Source organism: Kitasatospora sp. NPDC094028 (assembly GCF_049543595.1).
GTDB lineage: Bacteria > Actinomycetota > Actinomycetes > Streptomycetales > Streptomycetaceae > Kitasatospora.
The window spans coordinates 24,493-44,413 of sequence record NZ_JBMVFA010000032.1 but is presented as its reverse complement, the minus strand read 5'-3'; the positions used below and the strand labels follow the sequence as shown (position 1 = coordinate 44,413).

18 protein-coding genes are annotated in these 19,921 nt (G+C 73.6%); 9 read left to right on the top strand and 9 right to left on the bottom strand.

The genetic code is table 11. The features are described from left to right. Window positions 1–75 precede the first annotated feature (75 nt). The 3 genes from ACPC54_RS33200 (at window position 76) to ACPC54_RS33190 (ending at window position 4,376) form a co-directional block, all read left to right on the top strand. A complete protein-coding gene (locus ACPC54_RS33200) occupies window positions 76–1,692 on the top strand; it encodes a hypothetical protein (RefSeq protein WP_498970156.1) in 1,617 nt (538 codons plus the stop codon). Between the two features lie 433 nt (window positions 1,693–2,125). Continuing rightward, window positions 2,126–3,289 (top strand): ROK family protein, encoded by a 1,164-nt coding sequence (locus tag ACPC54_RS33195; protein ID WP_498970155.1) that lies wholly within the window; start codon window positions 2,126–2,128, stop codon window positions 3,287–3,289. Between the two features lie 58 nt (window positions 3,290–3,347). Further along, window positions 3,348–4,376, top strand: a complete 1,029-nt coding sequence (locus ACPC54_RS33190; protein ID WP_498970154.1) for a S66 family peptidase — start codon at window positions 3,348–3,350, stop codon at window positions 4,374–4,376. A gap of 88 nt (window positions 4,377–4,464) precedes the next feature. Here ACPC54_RS33190 and ACPC54_RS33185 read toward each other — a convergent pair whose 3' ends face one another. Further along, window positions 4,465–5,238 carry a GntR family transcriptional regulator gene (locus tag ACPC54_RS33185; RefSeq protein ID WP_498970153.1) on the bottom strand — a complete coding sequence of 258 codons (774 nt, stop codon included), beginning with the start codon at window positions 5,236–5,238 and terminating at the stop codon, window positions 4,465–4,467. Between the two features lie 386 nt (window positions 5,239–5,624). On the opposite strand from ACPC54_RS33185, the gene ACPC54_RS33180 reads away from it, so the two are divergent. Next, window positions 5,625–6,422 (top strand): exodeoxyribonuclease III, encoded by a 798-nt coding sequence (locus ACPC54_RS33180; RefSeq protein WP_498970199.1) that lies wholly within the window; start codon window positions 5,625–5,627, stop codon window positions 6,420–6,422. A gap of 557 nt (window positions 6,423–6,979) precedes the next feature. Here the strand turns inward: ACPC54_RS33180 and ACPC54_RS33175 are convergent. From ACPC54_RS33175 to ACPC54_RS33160, 4 genes are all read right to left on the bottom strand, one after another. Next, window positions 6,980–7,687 (bottom strand): YoaK family protein, encoded by a 708-nt coding sequence (locus ACPC54_RS33175; RefSeq protein ID WP_498970152.1) that lies wholly within the window; start codon window positions 7,685–7,687, stop codon window positions 6,980–6,982. Window positions 7,688–7,769: 82 nt separating this feature from the next. Next, complete coding sequence (locus tag ACPC54_RS33170; RefSeq protein WP_498970198.1) at window positions 7,770–9,647, bottom strand: amidohydrolase; 1,878 nt, start codon at window positions 9,645–9,647, stop codon at window positions 7,770–7,772. Window positions 9,648–9,701: 54 nt separating this feature from the next. After that, entirely contained in the window at window positions 9,702–10,325 is a 624-nt protein-coding gene (locus tag ACPC54_RS33165) for a CE1759 family FMN reductase (protein ID WP_498970151.1), read from the bottom strand. A 16-nt stretch (window positions 10,326–10,341) separates the two neighbouring features. Continuing rightward, on the bottom strand, window positions 10,342–11,424 hold the full coding sequence (locus ACPC54_RS33160; protein WP_498970150.1) for an LLM class flavin-dependent oxidoreductase: 1,083 nt from the start codon (window positions 11,422–11,424) through the stop codon (window positions 10,342–10,344). A 294-nt stretch (window positions 11,425–11,718) separates the two neighbouring features. On the opposite strand from ACPC54_RS33160, the gene ACPC54_RS33155 reads away from it, so the two are divergent. The 3 genes from ACPC54_RS33155 to ACPC54_RS33145 all read left to right on the top strand — a co-directional run bounded on the left by ACPC54_RS33155 (window position 11,719) and on the right by ACPC54_RS33145 (window position 14,569). After that, window positions 11,719–12,381: a hydrolase gene (locus ACPC54_RS33155; RefSeq protein ID WP_498970149.1), complete on the top strand. Its 663-nt coding sequence runs from the start codon at window positions 11,719–11,721 to the stop codon at window positions 12,379–12,381. Between the two features lie 29 nt (window positions 12,382–12,410). Further along, entirely contained in the window at window positions 12,411–12,893 is a 483-nt protein-coding gene (locus ACPC54_RS33150; protein WP_498970148.1) for a DoxX family protein, read from the top strand. A gap of 143 nt (window positions 12,894–13,036) precedes the next feature. Further along, window positions 13,037–14,569 (top strand): dihydrolipoyl dehydrogenase family protein, encoded by a 1,533-nt coding sequence (locus ACPC54_RS33145; RefSeq protein ID WP_498970147.1) that lies wholly within the window; start codon window positions 13,037–13,039, stop codon window positions 14,567–14,569. 364 nt (window positions 14,570–14,933) lie between these two features. On the opposite strand, the gene ACPC54_RS33140 is transcribed toward ACPC54_RS33145, so the two are convergent. Beyond that, complete coding sequence (locus tag ACPC54_RS33140; RefSeq protein ID WP_498970146.1) at window positions 14,934–15,488, bottom strand: Dps family protein; 555 nt, start codon at window positions 15,486–15,488, stop codon at window positions 14,934–14,936. A 251-nt stretch (window positions 15,489–15,739) separates the two neighbouring features. On the opposite strand from ACPC54_RS33140, the gene ACPC54_RS33135 reads away from it, so the two are divergent. Together ACPC54_RS33135 and ACPC54_RS33130 are read left to right on the top strand one after the other, a co-directional pair. Further along, a complete protein-coding gene (locus ACPC54_RS33135) occupies window positions 15,740–16,576 on the top strand; it encodes an alpha/beta fold hydrolase (protein ID WP_498970145.1) in 837 nt (278 codons plus the stop codon). Window positions 16,577–16,736: 160 nt separating this feature from the next. After that, window positions 16,737–17,657, top strand: a complete 921-nt coding sequence (locus ACPC54_RS33130) for a VOC family protein (protein WP_498970144.1) — start codon at window positions 16,737–16,739, stop codon at window positions 17,655–17,657. A gap of 46 nt (window positions 17,658–17,703) precedes the next feature. Here the strand turns inward: ACPC54_RS33130 and ACPC54_RS33125 are convergent, their stop codons facing one another. From ACPC54_RS33125 to ACPC54_RS33115, 3 genes are read right to left on the bottom strand one after another with little or no spacing between them, the layout of a single operon-like run. Continuing rightward, a complete protein-coding gene (locus ACPC54_RS33125; RefSeq protein ID WP_498970143.1) occupies window positions 17,704–18,759 on the bottom strand; it encodes an alpha/beta hydrolase in 1,056 nt (351 codons plus the stop codon). Further along, a complete protein-coding gene (locus ACPC54_RS33120; RefSeq protein WP_498970142.1) occupies window positions 18,756–18,962 on the bottom strand; it encodes a hypothetical protein in 207 nt (68 codons plus the stop codon). The genes ACPC54_RS33125 and ACPC54_RS33120 overlap by 4 nt, the downstream gene beginning before the upstream one ends. A gap of 32 nt (window positions 18,963–18,994) precedes the next feature. After that, window positions 18,995–19,858, bottom strand: coding sequence for a helix-turn-helix domain-containing protein (locus tag ACPC54_RS33115; RefSeq protein ID WP_498970141.1), 864 nt, complete (start codon window positions 19,856–19,858; stop codon window positions 18,995–18,997). Window positions 19,859–19,921: the final 63 nt, after the last annotated feature.

Below are 19,921 nucleotides of genomic sequence, written 5' to 3'. Positions count from 1 at the left end.
CCGTGGACCGCCTCCCCCGGCCCGGACGCATGGTTCAGTAGTGCGGCTTCTCCCCCCCACCCCGGAGTGATCACCTTGGCCTCGACTCCCGCCCTGGTCAGCGCGCTGCGCGAACTCGGCGACCGGCCCGCCGTCGTCGCCGGCAGCCGCGCGATCAGCGGCATCGGACTGCTGCTCGGCGTCTCCCCGCCGGGCGGCCTCCCCAGAGCCCTGGCCGAACGGGTCGCCGAGCACGCCGCGCTCGCCCCCTCCGCCGCCCGCACCGCCGAACAGCGGCTCCGCCACTGGGCCGGCATCCTCGGCCCGCCGCCGATCCGGCACACCGTGCTGCACCCGGTCACCGACCTCGCCGTCGAACTCGGCCTCGCCACCCTGCTCGCCGGCGGCACCGTGCACTGCGGCGACCCCGAGCAGCAGCCCGACGAGCAGCTCGCCGCCCTCGCCGCCACCGGCACCACCCACCTCAGCCTGCCCTCCACGCTGCTGTGGCGGCTCAGCCGCCGGCCCGACATCGGCGACCACGACCTCGGCACGCTGCGCCTGATCCTGCACGTCGGCCCCGAGCCCCGGCAGGACGACGTGTACGAGGCCGTCGAGGCGCTCGGCGCCGTCCTCGCCCACGTGCGCGCCCCGCACAGCGAGGACGAGGCCGCGGACCGCCGGCTGCGCGCCGACGCCGAGGCCGCCGAGGCCGCCGCCTGGAAGCACAGCATCGGCGTCACCGCCGAACACGTCCGCGACTTCGGCGCCCACCTCGACCGGGCCGTCCTCGCCTCGCTGCTGCTCACCCTCCAGCAGCACGGCGTGCTCACCGACGCTTCGCACGGCCACCACGAGGCCGAGATCCTGGCCACCGCCCGGGTCACCCCGGCCGAGCGGCCCCGCGTCCGGCGCTGGCTCGACGCCCTCGCCCGGCACGGCCTGATCGGCCGCCAGGAGGACGGCGGCCGCGCGGACGAGGGTGTCCGCACGGATGGCGGCGCGAGACCGGGCGACGGCGCGAGACCGGGCGCCGGCGCGCAGGGCCCGTACTACCTCGGCGCGCCCGCCCTCACCGCCGCAGACGTCCGCGACGCCTGGCGCCCCGCCGCCGACAGCTGGGCCGACGGCCTCGGCCCGGCCACCGCCCTGGAACGCGTACGGCGCGGCACCGCCCGGCTCCCCAAACTGATCGGCGGCGAGGAGGCCGTCCGCCCGGGCGCCACCCCGGTCCGCTGGGCCGCCTCCCGCGGCTACCTCGGCGCGGCGCTCGGCGCCCTGGTGCGCGCCACCGCCGAGGCCCACGACGGGCCCGCCCCGCTGCGGGTGCTCGAACTCGACCGCGACGGCGCCGAGACCACCGTCGCCCGCGCCCTCACCGCCCGCCCCCGCCCGAACGTCGAACACCACCTCGGCCCGGACGGCGACCGCTACGACCTGGTCGTCGCCACCGCCACCGGACGGCCCGAGGAGGAGGCCGCCGCGCTCACCGCCCTGCTCGCCCCCGGCGGCCGGCTGCTCCTGCTCGCCCCCACCACCGAGCAGCTCGACCTGCTGGTCACCGGCGACGCCCACGGCCCCGCCGACGAACCCGCCGAGGCCTGGCGGGCGGCGCTCGCCGCCGCCGGCTGCCCGACCGTCCTCACCCTGCCGGCGGACGGGCACCCGATGGGGCTGCTGGGGCAGCGGCTGTTCGCGGCCCGGGTGGGCTGAGCCCCGGGGCGGGCGGGGCGGACCGGGTGAGCCGGGCGGGCCGGGCCCCGGAGTTGAGGCACCGTGGGCCGGGGCGCCGTACGCCGGGGAGCCGGTGAGCCGTGGCGCCGTGGCCGAGCCCCGTGCGTCGGCCCGCCGTGCCGGCCCGCCGTACGGGCCGTAGCGCCGGCTCGTGGCCGTCCGGTGAAGTCCGGATCACGCACCGCCACCCGATCCGTACCATTTCGATACCGAAGCCGGGGTGAGCTGCGAGGATCCTCGCCGCACGGGCCCGCCCCCCGGTAGGCTCCGGCATGTCCTCCGGCCCGGTGTGCGGGCGGCTTCCTTCGCCGCCGTACCGCGTCCGGGTGGCACCCCCGCGGGCCATTCGGTGGGCACCGCGCACTCGACACCGCGCGCCAGGGCAGTCGCGCGAACGGCGAAGGGCAACGCATTGGCGGATCGGCTCACCGGAGGAGACTCCTCCCTGCTGCGGCGGATCAATGCGGCCGTCACGCTCCGGGCACTGCGCACCGGAAACTCGGTGACCCTCACTCAGCTCGTCGGCGAGACCGGCCTCTCCCGCCCGACCGTCGAGGGCGTGATCGAGGGCCTGGTCGAGACCGGGCTGGTCGCCGAGGTCGAGCAGCCCCGGGAGGACGGCCAGCCGGGCCCCGGGCGGCGCGGCCGGCCCGCCCGCTGGTTCCGCTTCCGCGCCGAGGCCGGGCACATCCTGGGCATCGAGATCGGGGTGCACGACATCCGGGTCATCCTCGCCGACCTCACCGGCGAGGTGGTGGGCAGTCACTTCAAGCCCGTCGACGAGACCCTGGAGGCCGAGGACCGCCTCTCCGCCGTCCGCACCGCCGTCGCCGAGGTGCTGCGCAAGGCCGGCATCTCCCGGGACAACCTGTGGGCGGTCGGCATCGGCACCCCCGGCATCGTCGACCGCGAGGGCACCGTCCAGCTCGGCACCGCGATGCCCGGCTGGACCGGCCTCGACCTCGGCGCCCGGCTGCGGCGCTCCTTCCGCTGCCCCGTCCTGATCGAGAACGACGCCAACCTCGCCGCGATCGCCGAGCACTGGCAGGGCGCGGCGGTCGGCGCCGACGACGTCGTGTTCGTGATGGCCGGGCTGAGCCCCGGCGCCGGCTCGCTCATCAACGGCCGCCTGCACCGGGGTTACGGCGGCGCCGCCGGCGAGATCGGCGCGCTGCACCTGCTCGGCCAGGAGGTCACCCCCGAGCGGCTGCTCTCCACCACCGGCAAGCCGCTCAACCCGCTGGACGAGGCCGCCGTGGCGCGGGTGCTGCGGCTGGCCCGGGAGGGCGACGAGGTCGCGAAGGTCGCGATGGACCGTTTCCTCACCCGGCTGGTGCAGGGCGTCGCCGCGCTCGTCCTGGCCATCGACCCGCGGCTGGTCGTCATCGGCGGCTGGGCGGCCGGGCTGGACGGCGTGCTGGAGCCGCTGCGCGAACGGCTCGCCCAGTTCACCCTGCGCGCGCCCGAGGTCGCCCTCGCGGCGCTCGGCTCGGAGGTGGTGGCGATGGGCGCGCTGCGCGTCGCCCTGGACCACGTCGAGGAGCAGCTGTTCGCCGTCGACCCGCCACGGGTCTGACCGGGCGCCCGGCGATACCCGCTGTCGTCCGGGCACGCACCGTGTCAGAATCCCCCGCATGCCCGTTCGTTTCCCCCGCCCCCTGCGCCCCGGTGACCTCATCGGCGTCACCTCCCCGTCCAGCGGCCTCGTCCCGGCCCTGCACGCCCGGCTCGACGTCGCCGTGCGGACCGTACGCGACCGCGGCTACCGGGTCGTCGTCGGCGACTGCATGGACGGCTCCCGGCACGTGAGCGCCCCGGCCGCCGAGCGCGCGGCCGAGCTGACCGCGATGCTCGCCGACCCGGCCGTCCGCGCCGTGGTGCCGCCCTGGGGCGGCGAGACCGCCATCGACCTGCTGCCGCTGCTGGACTGGGAGCGGCTGCGGGACACGGAGCCGACCTGGCTCGTCGGCTACTCCGACCTGTCGACCGTCCTCGCACCGCTCACCCTGCTCACCGGCACGGCGACCCTCCACGGCAACAACCTGATGGACACGCCCTACCGGGTGCCCGAGGGCCTGCTCTCCTGGCTCGACGTGGTCGCCGCGCCGGCCGGGCACCGGTTCACCCAGACCCCGCCCGGCCGCCACCGCAGCGGCGGCTTCGACGACTACGCCACCGTCCCGGAGGTGCGCGAGTACACCCTGGACGGCCGGGGCGGCTGGCTCCGGCTGGACGGGCCGGGCGAGGTGGTCGCCGAGGGCCGGCTGATCGGCGGCTGCATCGAGACCCTGTGCAACCTCGCCGGCACGCCGTACCTCGACGTCAACGGCTTCGCCGAGCGCGAGTCCCCGGAGGGGCTGCTGGTGTACGTCGAGGCCTCCGGCGACGACGCCCCCACCATCTGCCGGAACCTGCACGGCATGCGGCTGGCCGGGGTGTTCGACCGCGCCAACGCCGTCCTGGTCGGCCGCACCGCCGCACCGGGCAGCGCGACGCTCAGCCAGCACGAGGCGGTGCTGGACGCGCTCGGCCCGCTCGGCGTGCCGATCGTCGCGGACGTCGAGTGCGGGCACGTCCCGCCGCACCTGGCGATCGTCAACGGCGCCCACGGCCGGCTCGTCCACCGGCCGGGGCACAGCTCGCTGACCCAGGTGCTGGCCTGACCGTCCCTTGCACCACCCTCCCCTCAACGACCGGGGCCCGGACGCCAGTCGGCGTCCGGGCCCCGGTCTGAGGGTGTCGGGAAATGGTTCAGGAGGCGGTGCGCACGCCCTCGGCCGTACCGACCGGGGTGACCTCGACCAGCCCGGTCTCGCCGAAGGTCAGCTTGCAGGTGTCCGCCCGGTAGGTGGAGACGGCGAGCGCGACCAGACGGCCGGCGGCGGCGTACTGGGTGGTCATGACCAGCACCGGGGAGCCCGGCGGGCGCTCCAGCAGGGCGGCCTCCTCGGCCTCGGCGACGCCCAGCTCGACCGCGCGGGACTCGCCGTCCACCTCCAGGCGCTCCAGCTGGCGCAGCACCGAGCGGGCCCGGTCGCTCTCCGCCCGGAAGCCGGGCAGGTGCGGCAGCGCGGCGGCCGGCACGTGCAGCGACTCGGTGGCCATCGCACGGCCCTCGACCAGCCGGACCCGCCGGACGGTGTGCACGGTGGCGCCCTCGGCGATGCCGAGGCCCTTGGCCAGCGCCGCGGTGGCGGGCGCGGTGGTGCAGTCGACCGTCCGCCAGGCCTGGCTGCGGGCGGCGCCCGGCCAGCCCTCCTCCTGCCGGTTGACCGGGACGCCGACCCGCGGGGCGGCGATCAGCGTGCCGATCCCGCGCCGGCGCACCAGCCGGCCCTCCAGCTCCAGCTGGTCCAGCGCCTGCCGCAGCGTCGCCCGGGCCACGCCGAAGCGGGCCGACAGCTCACGCTCGTTCGGCAGGACCTGGCCGGTGGAGAACTCCGTATCGATGGCCTTCAGCAACACCGTGCGCAGGTGCCAGTACTTGGGCTCCGGCACCGCCGAAAGCTGTCCAGTCGTGCCCACCGTGTCCTCCACCCTGTTCCGGTCCGCCGGATTCAGTCCCGCCGCGGTCCTGCTGCTGTTCGCGCCTCGTCCGACGCTGCGGCGAGAAGGACGGACCGCCGGCCCGCTGCCCGCTGTCGCGGCAGGTGGGAGAGCGGGCTTTTATCCGTCCTTCTTTATTAAAGGTCCTTGCAGTAAGTGACCCTAGGGGCTCCGTCCGGAGATGGTCAAGACCAATGACAGCCGTCAACGCGACCGTCACCCCCCTTCATGCCGCGTTCACGTCAGCGCCGACCGCGCCGCGCACCTCCGCGCATCGCCGCGCACCGCCGCGCGCCGCCGCGCACCGCCGCGCGTCACGCTTCGGCCCCGGCCGCGGCGCTCGGTAGGCTGCCCGGGTGATCGTGGTGACCAGTGTGAACGTGAACGGAATCCGAGCGGCGGCCAAGAAGGGCCTGGTCGAATGGCTGGCCGGCACCGAGGCGGACGTCATCTGTCTCCAGGAGGTGCGCTCCGAGCCCGAGCAGCTGCCCGTCGAACTGCGCGACCTCGACGGCTGGCACGCCGTCTGGGCCCCCGCCGCCACCAAGGGCCGGGCCGGCGTCGCCATCCTCTCCCGCCGGGAACCGCAGCGCACCGCCATCGGCTTCGGCTCCGAGGAGTTCGACGACTCCGGCCGCTACGTCGAGATCGACCTCCCCGGCCTCACCGTCGCCAGCCTCTACCTGCCCTCCGGCGAGGTCGGCACCGAGCGCCAGGACGAGAAGGAACGCTTCATGGCCGAGTTCCTCGTCCACCTCACCGCCCTGCGTGCCCGCGCCGCCGCCGAGGGCCGCGAGGTCGTCGTCTGCGGCGACTGGAACATCGCCCACCGCCCCGAGGACCTCAAGAACTGGAAGGCCAACCAGAAGTCCGCCGGCTTCCTCCCCGAGGAACGCGCCTGGCTCTCCCGCGTCTACGACGAGGCCGGCTACGTCGACGTCGTCCGCGCCCTCCACCCCGACCGCACCGGCCCCTACTCCTGGTGGTCCTACCGCGGCCGCGCCTTCGACAACGACTCCGGTTGGAGGATCGACCTCATCGTGACAACTCCGGGCATCGCGGACACATGCATCGAGGCCCACGTCGAGCGCGCAGCCTCCCACGCGGAACGCTGGTCCGACCACGCGCCCGTCACCACAGTGTTCAACTTCGGCGATAACTGACCTACAGGAAGCCGCAATTGGGCAGAGTCAAGCAGCGGCGCCGGCCTCCGGCAACCCCCAGCCCAGCCCCACTCGCGCCAGCGAACGAGGCCTGCGGTCTCGCCCGACCGGCTTTTGACGAGTCGATTCGTTGCACCGCCTCCCGCCACGGGCGTCGCGGCCACTGACTGGCGAGAAGGCCTGGTGACACCAACACGGGGTCGGCCGGGGTGGCTCCCCTATCCCCCGCTGGCGTACCTCACCGGGAGAGTACGCCAGTGGCGGACGCACCTGCTTCAAGTAACCACATCAATCAACCTCAACCGGACCAGCCGCCCCGAACACGTGAGCACGGCCGGGACGCCGGGCTTCTTGTGGCCTCAGTGGCGGTCGTGGTGGGGGGCGGGGTGTTGCCAGAGCAGGCCAGGGAGCCTGCGATGGTGTTGCCCTCGATCTCGGGGCGGTTGTCCTCGGGGATAGGGCCCGGTGCCGGTGCTGCCGGTGACCATCGGGGATCCGCCAATGTGGTTGCCGACGGCCTCCAGGCCGCCGGTGTTGTTCGTCAGCCGTCCCGCCTGTCACTCGCGGTAGAGCAGGAGGGTGCCGCCGGCCAGGACGGCGCTGGCGACCAGGGCCCAGGCGGTCTGTCCGTGCAGCACGAGGACGGCGCCCGGGGCGGCGCCGGCGAGCATGGTGGCGACGGAGAGGAGCTTCCTGCGCTGGCGGGGGGCGGAGCCGCCGGCTAGGCGGGAGTCGGCGGCCAGGCCGGTCAGGGTGAGGGTGAGCACGGTGGTGGTGAGGTCCGGCACGCCGAGGCCGCGTACGGTGCCGTTGCGGATGCCCATCGCCAGGGCGAGCAGGGCGATCACGGCGTACTGCGCGGGCCCGGCCGCGCTCCAGGCGAAGACGACGGCGGCTGCCGCGCCGTACAGCGCAACCTCCAGGATGAAGACCGTGCGCAGTTGTGCGGGGCGCCGGGTTCCGGGGTGTCGGGTGGCGAGTCTGCCGGCCAGGAGCGCGCCGAGGAGGAAGGCCGCGAGGGAGGTCGATGAGCCGGTGACGGAGAATCCGGGTGCTCCGGCGATCGCGAAGGCAATGACGACGACGTTGCCGGTCATGTTCGCGGTGAAGACGTGGCCGAGGCCGAGGTAGCTGACGGCGTCGATCAGACCGCTGACCAGGGTGAGGCCGAACAGGGCCAGCGCGAGCGGGTGGCGGTCGTGGATCTTCGGTCCGGGCACCGGCGGCGGGGGTGCGGTGCGGGAATCGGCTGCAGGCGTGGTCACGACGGTTCCTCGGGCGGTAGGGGGGATGTGGGTGGGGCACCGCCGCAGTCCGGCAGTGCCCCCGGGCGGAATCGGCTTCCGGTCAGAAGAAGCAGGGGTCCAGCGGCACCTGCGACTGCCCGGGCAGGGCGAGGCCGCGCGCCGCGCGCCAGGCGTGCTGCTCGCCGGAGGCGGCCACGGCCTCCAGCACGCCCTCGGCCTGGCGGACGCCGGCCAAGCCGGGGGCGGGGGTGGCGTGGTAGCCGCCGAACCGAGTGACCGGGCTCCAGGACGGCGAGACCTCGGGCAGCTCGGGGGCCAGCCCCTGGTGTTCCGCGGCGGCGTGGACGATGCGTCCGCCGACGACGGTGAGGACGGACTCGATGTGCGCGATGTCGGCCTCCGGCACGCTGAAGTAGTCGGCACTGAGCAGCGCGAGGTCCGCGTAACTACCGACCGTCAGACGGCCCTTGACCTCCTCCTCGCCGGTGAGGCGGGCGCCGCCCAGGGTGTAGAGCTCCAGTGCCTGCTCGCGGCTGAGCCGGTTGTGCTCCGCCGCGAGGCGCCGACCGCTGACCACCCGGCCGGAGACCAGCCAGTGCAGGGCGACCCAGGGGTTGTAGGAGGAGACCCGGGTGGCGTCGGTGCCCGCGGCGACGGTGAGGCCGCGGTCCAGCATGGCGCGCAGCGGCGGTGCCTCGGCAGCGGCCGGGGCACCGTAGCGGGAGACGAAGGCCTCGCCCTGGAAGGAGAGGCGGTTCTGCACGGAGACGGCGCCGCCGAGGGCGGCGATGCGGTCGAGGCTGTCCGGACTGACGGTCTCCGCGTGGTCGAAGAGCCAGCGGTTGCCCTGCGGGAAGAGACCCTCGGCGGCGAGCTTCTCAAAGACCGCGAGGTCTCGGCGGATGGTCTCGTCGTAGGTGGCGTGCAACCGGAAGCCCCAGCCGTTCTCCGTCAACAGGCGGACGGCCTTCTCGAACTCGTTCTCGTAGGCGCCCAGTTGCGGCCTGGGCTCGGTGAAGTTCTCGAAGTCCGCGGCGGCCCAGGTGAGGTTCTCCCCCGCGCCGTTGAGGCGCAGCCACGCGTCGCCCTCCCCGGGGCGCACGGTGTTGACCCAGCGGGTGAGGTCGTCCAATTCCTGCCCGGCGGTCTGCGGGAAGAGGTGGTAGGCGATGCGCACAGTCAGTTCGCCTTGGCGGGCGAGTTCCATGATGGTGCCGTAGTTCTCGGGGAAGCTCTGGAAGCCGCCGGCGGCGTCGATCGCGGAGGTGAGGCCGAAGCGGTTCAGCTCGCGCAGGAAGTGCCGGGTGGAGCCGAGGCGGTCGGCCTCGTCCAGCATCGGGGCCTTGGCCAGGGTCGAGTAGAGCAGCAGCGCGCCGGGGGCGGCGATCAGCAGGCCGGTGGGCTCGCCGTCGTGTCCGCGGACGACCTGGCCACCCGCCGGGTCGGGGGTGGCCCGGGTGAAGCCCGCGGCCCGTAGGGCTGCCTTGTTGAGCAGCGCCGACTGGTAGAGGTGGAGGACGAAGACGGGGGTGTCGGGCGCGGCGGCGTTGAGCTCCTCCAGGGTGGGCAGGCGCCGTTCGGCGAACTGGTCGGCGGACCAGCCTCCGACCACCCGCACCCACTGGCCGGGCGGGGTGCGCTCGGCCTGGACCCGGAGCATCGCCAGGGCCTCGCGCAGCGTCGGGACGCCGTCCCAGCGCAGCTCCAGCACGTAGTTGAGGCCGCCGCGGATGACGTGCAGGTGCGCGTCGTTGAGTCCGGGAACGGCCCGGCGGCCGAGCGCGTCGACCACCCGGGTGTCGGGGCCGACCAGCGGGACGACGTCCGCGTCGTCGCCGACCGCCTGGACCAGTCCGTCCCGGATGGCCACAGCGGTGGCGTGGGGGCGGCGCGGGTCGTTGCTGTACACCTTGGCGTTGCGCACGACGAGGTCGGCGGGCTGGTCGGAGGTGCCGGGACGGATTCCGGCGACGGGCATCGTGGACACGGGGGGTCCCTTCGTTCGGTGGTGGGGATTGAGGCGGGCGCGGGGTCAGTGGAAGCCGAGAGCCGAGGGGGTCACCGCCGGGCCGCCGTCCGGCCGGGGATTCGCCCGGGCTGCGAGGACCAGCGCCGCGAGCTCTCCCCCGGCTCGGTCGATCCGGGCCGGCAGGCTGTCGGTGTGGGTGTCGCCCGTCCCACCCCAGTCCTCGGAGGCCGCGAAGACCGCGGTCGGCGCGACGAGCGCGCGCTGGTAGGCGAAGAGCGGGCGCAGCGCGTGTTCCAGGGCCAGGGAGTGGCGCGCGGTGCCGCCCGTCGCGCCGATCAGCACCGGCTTGCCCGCCAGGGCGCCGGGGTCGAGCAGGTCGAAGAACGACTTGAACAGGCCGCTGTAGGAGGCCGAGAAGATCGGGGAGACGGCGATCAGCGCGTCCGCCGTGCTCACCTCCTCCAGCGCGCCGCCCAGCCCCTGCGCGGGAAAGCCGGAGAGCAGGTGGTGCGAGATGGGGGTGGCCAGTGGGCGCAAGTCGTGCAGGCACACCTGGACTTCACGGCCGGCACGGGCCAGGTGGCCAGTGGTGGCCTCGGTGAGGCGGTCCGCGAGCAGGCGGGTGGACGAGGGCTGGCTGAGCCCGCCCGAGATCACGGCGAGCGTGATCGGCGAGGTCGATTCCATGGGGACTCCGTCCTGGTCAGGAGGCGGCGGGGACGTTGTCCCGGATTGTGGCGTGGGTGGGGGCGTCGGGAACGGTCGCGGGCCGGACCTTGGCGAACTCCTCGCGCAGGGCGGGCACGACCTCCTCGCCGAGGATGTCGAGTTGCTCCAGCACCGTCTTGAGCGGCAGGCCGGCGTGGTCCATCAGGAACAGCTGGCGCTGGTAGTCACCGACGGCCTCACGGAAGCCGAGGGTACGCTCGATGACCTCCTGCGGGCTGCCGACTGTCAGCGGGGTCTGCTCGGTGAACTCCTCCAGCGAGGGCCCGTGCCCGTACACCGGCGCGTTGTCGAAGTACGGACGGAACTCGCGCACCGCGTCCTGGGAGTTCTTCCGCATGAACACCTGCCCGCCGAGGCCGACGATCGCCTGCTCGGGCGTGCCGTGGCCGTGGTGGGCGAAGCGCTCGCGGTAGAGCTCGACCATCCGCCGGGTGTGCTCCTGGGGCCAGAAGATGTTGTTGTGGAAGAAGCCGTCGCCGTAGTACGCGGCCTGCTCGGCGATCTCCGGGCTGCGGATCGAGCCGTGCCAGACGAACGGCGGCACGCCGTCCAGCGGCCTGGGCGTGGCGGTGAAGGCCTGCAGCGGGGTGCGGAAGCGGCCTTCCCAGTCGACCACGTCCTCGCGCCAGAGCCGGTGCAGCAGCGCGTAGTTCTCCACCGCGAGCGGGATCCCCTGGCGGATGTCCTGGCCGAACCACGGGTAGACCGGACCGGTGTTCCCGCGCCCGAGCATCAGGTCGACGCGACCGTCTGCGACGTGCTGCAGCATCACGTAGTCCTCGGCGATCTTCACCGGGTCGTTGGTGGTGATCAGCGTGGTCGCGGTGGACAGGACGATCCGCTCGGTCTTCGCGGCGATCCAGCCGAGCATGGTCGTCGGCGAGGACGGGACGAACGGCGGGTTGTGGTGCTCGCCCATGGCGAAGACGTCCAGGCCGACCTCCTCGGCCTTGAGCGCGATGGCCAGCATCGCCTTGATCCGCTCGCGCTCGCTCGGCGCCCGTCCCGTGGTCGGGTCGACCGTCACGTCACCGACACTGAATATCCCGAACTGCACGGGCTGCCGCCTTTCCGCTGGCTGATCGCGGCCCGACGGGCCACCCGGCGAAACCTAGGCAGTCGGCGACGCGCGAAGGACTTCCGCAGCGCATGACCGATGGCCCCGTAGCGCACTGAAGCGGTCGGCCGGCTCGCTTCGGCCGCTCGTGCGTTGTCAGGACAATCCCGGGCGCACAGCGGGCAGAACACCCGGGCCGCCGCGCACTAACGTCGTTGAACGAGGCGCCCCGGTGATCCGGGGATGGTCTGATGCAACGTCAATTCCGCGCATTCACAAGGAAAGAGAAGACCCATGGTCGACTTCGCGAACGTTCACGCCGCTCCGAGCCCGGACCTGCTGACCCCCGACAACGCGATGATGCTGTTCGTCGACCACCAGCCGCAGATGTTCTTCGGCACCGGCAGCGGCGACCGCACCGCGATCATCAACGCCACCGTCGGCCTGGCGAAGGCCGCGAAGATCTTCGACGTGCCGACCGTGCTGTCCACCGTCGCCGCCGAGTCCTTCTCCGGCCCGATCCTGCCGCAGCTGAAGGCCGTCTTCCCCGGCCAGGAGGTCGTCGACCGCACCACGATGAACGCTTGGGAGGACGAGGCCCTGGTCGAGGCGGTCAAGGCGACCGGCCGCAAGAAGATCATCCTCTCCGGCCTGTGGACCGAGGTCTGCCTCGTCCTGCCGGCCCTCTCCGCACTGGACCAGGGCTACGAGGTCTACGTCGTCGCCGACGCCTCCGGCGGGGTCAGCCCGCTGGCCCACGAGCACGCCCTGCAGCGGATGACCGCCGCCGGCGCCGTGCCCGTCACCTGGATCCAGGTCCTGCTGGAGCTCCAGCGCGACTGGGCCCGCGCCGAGACCTACGTCGCGGTGACCGAGCTGGTCAAGGAGCACGGCGGCGCCTACGGCATGGGCCTGGTCTACGCCCAGTCCATGATCAACCCGCACGCCGCCGGCTGACCGACCGCACCGACCCAACGGAGTCCGAAATGAATACGGGCCTTCTCCTGCTGCGCCTGGTCGCCGGTCTGCTGATCGCGGGCCACGGCGTCCAGAAGGTCAGCTTCCACCTCGGCGGCGGCGGCCTGGAGGGCGGCAGCGCCGAGTTCCGGGGCGACGGCTTCCGCGGCGGCAAGCTCACCGCGATAGCCGCCGGTGGCACCCAGGTCGGGGCCGGACTGATGCTGGCCCTCGGCCTCCTCACTCCGCTGGCCGGCGCGGGCGTCGTGGGGGTGATGACCGTCGCGCTGACGGTCAAGTGGCCCCACGGGCTGTGGGTGCAGCACGACGGGTACGAGTTCCCGTTCGTCCTGATCGTCATCGGCGCGGCGCTGACCGCCACCGGCCCGGGACAGTGGTCGGTCGACGGGGCCCTCGGCCTGGCCCAGTGGCCGCTGTGGTGGCTGCCCGTGGCCCTCGTCGCCGGTGTGGGCGGCGGCCTGGCCACCCGGCTCGCCCTGCACCGCGCCTGAGGCGGCCGCGACCGAACGGGCTCGGGCCCCTGGACAGTTCTGCTGCCCAGGGGCCCGTTCGCGTGCGGGGAGGGCACCGACGGCAGCTCATTCAATCGAGAACGACCGCCGCTCCCCCGGGAGCGGCACGGAGGTGGCTGAAGATGAGTGGATCCGAAGAGTTCGACGTCGTGGTGCTGGGCGCCGGTCCGACCGGCGAGAACCTCGCTGATCGCGCGAGGGCGGGCGGCCTGAGCGTGGCGGTCGTGGAGCGGGAGCTCGTCGGGGGCGAGTGCTCGTACTGGGCCTGCATGCCGAGCAAGGCGATGCTCCGCCCGCCGTCCGCCCTGCGGGACGCGCAGCGGCTGCGCGGCGCCCGGGGGGCGGTCACGGGCGCTCCGGACGCCGTGGCGGTGCTGCGCCGGCGCGACGCCTTCGCCTCGCACTGGCAGGACCACGGCCAGGTGGCCTGGCTGGACTCCGCCGGGATCACACTGGTCCGCGGGCACGGCCGGCTGGACGGCGCGCGGCGCGTCGTGGTGGACGGCGCAGACGGAACCCGCCGCGTGCTGACCGCGCGGTACGCCGTAGCGGTCTGCACCGGCACCCGGGCCGCCTTGCCCGGCCTTCCGGGCCTCGAGCGCGCGGGCGTGTGGACGAGCCGTGAGGCGACCAGTGCCGCCGAGGTCCCCGCCCGGCTGGCCGTCGTCGGCGGCGGCGCCGTCGCCGCGGAGATGGCCGCGGCCTGGAGCGCGCTGGGCAGCCGGGTGACCCTGCTCGTCCGCGGGTCCGGACTGCTGCCGCGGATGGAACCCTTCGCGGGCGAGCTCGTGGCCGCCGCCCTCCGGGGCTCCGGTGTCGACGTGCGGACCGGGGTGTCGGTGCGCGGCCTCAGCCGCGACGGCGAGGTCGTCCTGGACCTCGGCGAGCACGGCGAACTCCGCGCCACCGAGGTACTGTTCGCCACCGGGCGGCGGGCCGCCACGGCGGACCTCGGGCTGGAGAGCGTCGGCCTGGAACCCGGCGGCTGGATAGAGGTGGACGACACCGGGCTGGCCGTCGCCGTGGACGGCGGCTGGCTCTACGCCGCCGGCGACGTCAACGGCCGCTCCCCCTTGACCCATCAGGGCAAGTACCAGGCCCGGGTGTTCGGCACGGTGATCGCCGACCGAGCGGCCGGCCGGGAGCTGGACCTCGCCCCCTGGGGGCGCAGCGTCGCGACCGCCGACCGGGCCGGCGCGCCCCAGGTCGTCTTCACCGACCCGGAGGCGGCCTCGGTCGGCCTCACCCTCGCCGACGCGACCGCGCGGGGCCTGCGGGTGCGGGCCGTCGACTACGAGATCGGCGACGTGGCGGGCGCCTCGCTGCACGCCGACGGATACCGTGGCCGGGCACGGGCCGTCATCGACCTGGACCGGGAGACCGTGGTGGGGGCCACCTTCGTCGGCGCCGGGGTCGCGGAGCTGCTGCACTCAGCGACCGTCGCCGTCACCGCCGAGGTGCCGATCGGCCGGCTCTGGCACGCGGTGCCCGCCTACCCGACCATCAGCGAGGTCTGGCTGCGCCTGCTGGAGACGTACCGCGCTACTTCATCGCCGGCATCTACGGCCTCTCGGGCGCGGCCTGGCTGGGCCACACCGCCGGGGCGCTCGGCATGCTCCTCGCGGCGGTCGCGATGTACGCCGCCCACGCCCTGATGCTGGAGGAGCTCCGAGGCAGGGAGGTCCTGTGGATCGGACACAGTGGTCACGTGCGGGACGCCATGCACGCGGGACTGGCCGGCCGGCTGAATCGGCTGGAACAGCAGGCGGGTGTGCGCCGGACCCTGTAGTCGGCTGCCCGACGACCCGGATCCGACGACCTGACGGCACTCGGCCGTGCTCCTTCCCGGTTCTCGGGAGCGAGCACGGCCGAGTGCCGTCCAGCGGTTCCCGCGCGGCCTTCGCGATCGCGCGGGCAGCGCCGAAACCGGTGAACGGCACGAAAAAGTGCCGGGCCCGCCGACGAACGGACCCGGCACTGAGCGGGCCGGGCCCGCCGACGAACGGACCCGGCTCGCGGTCACGCCCCGGTCTCGGGGGTGACGACCAGGTGCTCGGCGAGGAACCAGACCTGGGTCTCACCGGTGCGGATGATCTGGGAGACCAGGAGGTCCTGGGTGCCGTCGTCGCCGAGCCCAGCCACCCGGGTGGCGACGTCGCGGACGTCGGCGAGGATGGTCTCGTGCGCGTCGAGGAGCCGGGAGAGCATCGAGTGCACGTCCTCGATGCCGTCCGGCGGGCGCGGCACCCCGGTGATCCGCGCGGCGTGCCGGGGGTCGCCCACGGCGACCCCGCCGAGCGTCTGCACCCGTTCGGCGAGCGCGTCGACCAGCTCCAGTTGCTCCTGGGCGTGCTTGTCGAAGAGCAGGTGCAGCTGGTAGGCGGTCGGCCCGCGCATGCCCCAGTGGCACTTCTTGTACAGCGCGTACAGGAACTGGGTGTCCGCGAGGACGCGGTTGAGCCGCTGGCACGAGTACTGCCGGGCGTCGTGGGAGAGCGCGATCGGCAGCTGGATGACGGTGCCGAACTCCTGGATCTCGGCGGCGTGTTGATGAAGGTGTGGCTGGCTGGTCATGGCGCTCCTGGGGATAGCCGGATCGTTCGGGGAACAGGCTAGGAACGCGCGAGCCCACGGCCTGTTCCGACCGCGCACTGCCTACGGTCCTTCCGCGCACCCGCGCGGGAGTTGAGCCCATGTGAGCCGCCGGGCGCACGCGGAGCACTCTCGGACGACACTGGGTGCTCTCACAGGCAACAAGCCGGTGGCGGCCGCCCCTAGCGTGAGCCCCATCGCAGCCACACGCTGTCCGGAAGATAGGAAACCCCATGCCGTTCATCACCGTTGGCCAGGAGAACTCCGCCTCCATCGACCTCTACTACGAGGACCACGGCACCGGGCAGCCGGTCGTCCTGATCCACGGGTTCCCCCTGAGCGGGCACTCCTGGGAGCGGCAGAGCGCCGCGCTGCTGGACGCCGGCTACCGCGTGATCACCTACGACCGCCGCGGCTTCGGACAGTCCTCGCAGCCGGCCATCGGCTACGACTACGACACCTTCGCCGCGGACCTCAACACCGTGCTGGAGACCCTCGACGTCCAGGACGCCGTGCTGGTCGGCTTCTCGATGGGCACCGGCGAGGTCGCCCGGTACGTCTCCCGGTTCGGCTCCGCCCGGATCGCCAAGATCGCCTTCCTGGCCTCCCTGGAGCCGTTCCTGCTGAAGACCGACGACAACCCGGACGGCGTCGCCACGAAGGACTTCTTCGACGGCATCGTCGCCGCCGTGAAGGCCGACCGGTACGCCTACTACACCGCCTTCTACCAGGACTTCTACAACCTGGACGAGAACCTCGGCAGCCGGATCAGCGAGGAGGCCGTCCGCAACAGCTGGGACGTCGCGGCGAGCGGCGGTTCCTTCGCCGCCTCGGCCGCCCCGACCACCTGGTACACGGACTTCCGCGCCGACATCCCGCGCATCGACGTCCCCGCCCTGATCCTGCACGGCACCGGCGACCGCATCCTGCCGGTGGAGAACACCGCCCGGCCGTTCCACCGCGCGCTGCCCTCCGCCGAGTACGTGGAGATCGAGGGCGCGCCGCACGGCCTGCTCTGGACCCACGCCGAGGAAGTGAACACCGCGCTGCTCGCCTTCCTCGCGAAGTGACCCGGACGGCCGCGTTCCCCCGACCGCGGCCGTCCGTCCCGTCGCCGGTACCGCCGTCACCGCACCGGGCCCGGACGGCGACGGCGGTACCGGTCACACACCCGCGCCCGGAGCCCGATCGAGCGGGCTCCGGGCGCGAACCACGACCAGGAGGTCACCCGTGAAGCTTCGACTCGTCCGACGCGTGGTCCCGTTGGTCGCGGCGGTCGCCGCGCTGACGGCGATCCCCACCGCTTCGGCGACCCAGAGCACCCCGGCGAAGCCGGGGCCGCACCAGCAGTTCGCCGTCGGCCCGCAGTACGACACCACCCACGTCTACGTCGCACCCGGCACCGAGCGGGCCTTCGTGACCAGCTGGACGTCCACCTTCGGCGGCACCACGATCGGGCCGGTCTCCACCCAGGTGACCCCGACGCCCAGCCGGACGCTGTCCGAGCTGGTGGTGTCGCCGGTCGGCACACTGTCGGTGTTCGACTACACCACGCCCGTCCCGTACCCGTTCGGCACCGAGCGCACCGGCTGGCTGGTGACCGACCTCGACCAGGCGGTCCGAGCCGCCCGCGCCGACGGCGCGGCCGTCACCGTGGCGCCGTTCGCCGACCCGATCGGCCGGGATGCCGTCGTCCAGTTCCCCGGTGGGATCAACGCGCAGCTCTACGTGCACAACGCCCCGACGTCGTACCCGGCCCTGGCCAGCGTGCCGGAGAACCGGCTCTACCTGTCGCCGGACTCGGTCCGCGCCTTCCTGGACAGCTACCTCGCCTTCAGCAAGGGCCGCATCGTCTCCGACGACCGGCACGCCGACGGTGCCGCGATCGGCCTGCCCGGAACGACCTACCGGCTCATCCGCCTCACCTCCGGCTTCGGCACTACCACCGTCACGGTGACGGACGGCCACCTGCCCCACCCGTTCGGCCTGGAGACCACCGGCTACGGCGTGCCGGACCTCGGCGCGACCCTGGACCGGGCCAGGGCGGCCGGCGCCACGGTGCTGTCGGGGCCGGTCCGCGCGGGCGGCCGGGAGAGCGCGATGGTCCGGTTCCCGGGTGGCTACGTCGCGGAGGTCCACACCGACCGGTGACCGACCCCGCAGGCCACGCCCGCACCCGGCGCTGCACCGCCCACCCTCACCAGGACCGGCGGTGCAGCGCCATGTGCACGGTGTCGACGACCTGCAGCAGCGCGGCCCGGGCGGTGCCGGTGGGGCAGCGCGCACCGAGCAACAGGAAGCCGTGCGACACCCCCTGGTAACGCACCGCCACCACCGGGACGCCCGCCAGCCGGAGCCGGGCGGCGTAGGCCTCGCCCTCGTCCCGCAGCACATCGGCCTCGGCGGTCACCACCAGCGCCGGGGGGAGCCCGACGAGCTGTTCCAGGCTCGCCCGCAGCGGCGCGGCAACTGCCTCCCGCCGCCGGTGCGGCTCCGGCAGGTAGGCGTCCCAGAACCGGCGCATGTGGTCGCGGTGCAGGAAGTACCCGGTCGCGAACCGGCGGTAGGAGGCGGTGTCGAAGTCCGCGTCGGTCACCGGGCACAACAGCGCCTGGTGCACCAGCCGTACGTCTCCGCGCTCCCGGGCGAGCAACGTCAGGGCCGCCACCAGATTGGCCCCCGCGGAATCCCCGACGGCGGCGATCCGGTCTCCCTCCAGCCCGATCTCCTGGCCGTGCGCACGGATCCAGCGGGCCACGGCGTAGCACTGCTCGACGGCCACCGGGTAGCGCGCAGCGGGCGACCGGTCGTACTCCACGTACACGACGGCGGCGTCGGTGCCCAGGGCGAAGTCCCGGATCAACGGGCCGTAGCAGGCGGCGTCCCCGAGCGACCAGCCCAGACCGGGCAGGAACAGCACCACCGGGCTGGGCTCGGCGCCGCCGACTGGCCTGGTCACCTGGACCCGCACCCGGCCGGTCGGTTCGCACGGCAGGGCGAACCACTCCGACGTGGTGCCGTACGGGTCGTCCTCGCACTCCTCCGGCCCAGCGTCGGAGCGGCCGTCTGAGGTGAGGACGGCGAAGTCCGGCAGTTCCGTCGCGGACCGGCCGGCTCCGCCGTCCAGGAACTCCGCGAGCTCCCGCTCCAGCACCGGGTGCCGGCCGCACTCACCGCTTCCGACCTGCTCGGACGGGCAGCGCCCGGAGAACGCATCCTCGACCGCCCCCGCGACGACCGTTTCGTCGTTCATCGGGTGCGGTCCCTCCGCCCGGGAGATGCCTCGGCCGGGCCTGGCCCGACCCTGGCGTCGGCGTGGGCCGGTCCGCGCAGCGGGTTGGCGAGGGCCAGGCCGGTCAGGCCGCATCGGTGGAGTTCGGCGATGACGCCGATCCAACCGGTCGCGTCGGAGCAGCCGTCATGGACGAGCACGACGGTGGACCTGGTGGGAGGCATGGTGGCCTTTCGGATGGCACCGGGTGGAGGGATCAGGAGGCAGGGTTGTGGCTCTCGGTCCGGGTGGCGTAGGCCTGCCACTCGCGGGGCGAGACGCCGAAGGCGTCGCGGAACGCCCGGCTGAAGTGGGAGTGGCTGACGAAGCCCCAGCGGTGCGCGACGGCGGACACACTGGTCTGCCGACGGCTCGGGCGCTCCAGCTCCCGGCGACAGGCTTCCAGTCGGCGTCGCCGCACCCACTGGCCCACGGTCACCCCGTCCTGCTGGAAGAGCTTGTGGAGGTAGCGCACCGAGATGTGCTGCGAGCGGGCGATCGATTCGGGCGAGAGGTCCGGATCGGCGAGGTTCTGCTCGATGTGGGCGCGGATCCGGGACAGCAACTCGGCCGCGCCGGTGGGGTGCTCCGGGTTCTCCCGTTCGAGCAGCTCGGTCACCAGGATGGCGACGATGTCGGAGACGCTGCGCGCGAGGTGGTTCCCCGGCCGGGCCCGGTGCGCCCGCGCCTGGGCGGCCAGGGTCCGCAGGAACTGGGAGGCGAGTGAGCCGATTCCCTCGTTCCCCCGCGCCAGCAGCCCGCCCGCGCGCCGGACGTCGCTGTGTCGGACGCCCAGGTAGAAGCAGGGGACCCGGAAGCGAAGCATCCAGCACTCGGAGTCCTGCAACAGGCCCGCCGGATGCGGGATGGTGCCGATCAGCAGGTCCCCCGGGGCCAGCACGGTGCTGGCCCCGCCGCGTCGGACGGAGGCCGCGCCGCGGACGTGCAGGGTGACATAGAGGCAGTCCTCGGGATCGGTTCCGGGCGGCGGGGAGAGGATGTCGATGCAGCCGTTGCCGCCGTCGCGGGCGGCCTGGTCAAGCTGGTGGACCGCGACTTCAGGCGCGGGGGTTTCGGACATGGGTGAGGGACCCGACTGGCTCACGGGAAGCTCCGACCGGTTGGAAGTGGTGCTGTGCGGATG